Here is a 1,507-nt window from a genome sequence, read left to right as displayed (position 1 = left end):
TACGACGCAGCGGTCGCCGCCTACCAGGCGGCCGACGACGGCGACGTGAAGGCGTACGAGCACTACGAGGACCAGCTGCTCGAGATCGTCCACGAGCTGGTCGGCGCTCTCCGCCCCGGCAGCTGACCCAACCACCCCGCCCGGCGCAGCCCCGGGTGGGGTGCATCACCGCCGCCGTGCCGCAGCTCCAAATGTCCGCCACCGCTGCTATATTAGTACCTGTCAGAGATACTAGATGGAGGAATCCGATGAGCCAGACCAAGAGCCCCCACGGCCCGCTGCTCAACCCGTACGACACCGGCGAGCGCGCCGAGCCCGTGCCTTGGATCAGCGGCAACCCGCACACCTTCCGCCCGTTGCTCGACCACGAGGCCGACCGCTTCGGCAAGGTCGACTACGAGGACGCCGAGGGCAGGACCCTCGCCACCGTCTGGGTCGAGCGCGACGAGAGCGGCGAGTACGTCATCCGCGTCGCGCACTTCGGTGATCGGCTGCGCATCGAGGAGGTCGCCTCGTGACCCGCCGGATCCGGATCGTCATCGACGACCTCGACCGCGGCGCGGACCCGGCGCGCCCCTGGACGCTGATCCTGTACCGCGACGAGGCCGACGGGACGCCGAGGCGCAAGCCGCACCGCTCTCCCCTCGTTGGGGCGAGCATCCCGGACATGCTCCGCGCGCTCGCGGACAGCTGGTCCGACTCCGACGAGGCCGAGCTGCGCACGCTCGAGCACGAGCGGGCAGGTATTCCGGAGATCGGCACCGCCCGCCGCCGACGCAAGCGCTGAGTCAAACTCCCGGGGCCCGGGTGACGCGCCCTCGGGCCTCGGGAGTCAGCACTGCCACCAGCGTCGACGCTCCACTGATACAGCAGCCGGTCCGTCGACCACTCCGCGCACAAACCTGTTGGCGGCCAGGGGTTGACTGCCGCACGCCATGCGCGTATATTAGTACCTGTCAGAGGTACTAATAGTCGGAGGTCATCATGAGCAACACAGTCCTGGAAGATCGCGAGACGCTCCAGCAGTTCCTCGAGCGCAAGCACAACCCGTCCTGGAAGCCGGCACCGCTGCCGAAGTCGCGCGCGATCCCCGCGCTGAGCGACCAGGAGTTCGAGCGGATCTACCGCGAGCACATGGCCGAGTGGGGCCACCCCGTCGACGAGCACGCCGACATCTTCGCGTCGCTCCCGATGCGCGGCGCCGGCCGCCCGTTCCGCCTCGGCAACAAGCCGCAGGGCGAGAAGGTCTACCCGCTCGAGGTGAGCGAGTCCGGCCTGTACGCCGTCGCGAAGCAGCGCAAGGGCCGCTACGACGTCTTCCACATCCCCTCGGGCCTCCGGGTGCCCACCATCGTCCCCCGCGCGGGAGCGGACACGCTGCAGGTCGGTACCGCCGCCGACGGCGACGGCTTCCGCCTGCGGCCGCACGCGGTGCGCTTCATGCGCGCGATCGACGCAGCTGGCGTCCTCGACGACAGCCCGGAGGGCATCGGCCGCAGCATCGACA

General features: G+C 69.7%; 3 protein-coding genes. All 3 read left to right on the top strand.

The genetic code is table 11. The annotated features are described in order from the left end of the window. Nucleotides 1–248 precede the first annotated feature (248 nt). Nucleotides 249–518 carry a hypothetical protein gene (locus ABD161_RS15535; RefSeq protein ID WP_344005031.1) on the top strand — a complete coding sequence of 90 codons (270 nt, stop codon included), beginning with the start codon at nt 249–251 and terminating at the stop codon, nt 516–518. Beyond that, nucleotides 515–787: a hypothetical protein gene (locus tag ABD161_RS15530; protein ID WP_344005028.1), complete on the top strand. Its 273-nt coding sequence runs from the start codon at nt 515–517 to the stop codon at nt 785–787. The genes ABD161_RS15535 and ABD161_RS15530 overlap by 4 nt, the downstream gene beginning before the upstream one ends. Before the next feature lie 197 nt (nt 788–984). Beyond that, nucleotides 985–1,507, top strand: a 523-nt coding sequence (locus tag ABD161_RS15525) for a hypothetical protein (RefSeq protein ID WP_344005026.1), incomplete at its 3' end; no start/stop codon positions are given.

This window comes from Microbacterium paludicola, assembly GCF_039529675.1.
GTDB lineage: Bacteria > Actinomycetota > Actinomycetes > Actinomycetales > Microbacteriaceae > Microbacterium > Microbacterium paludicola.
Note: the sequence above shows the minus strand (reverse complement) of the source record. Positions and strands in the feature narration are given on the sequence as shown.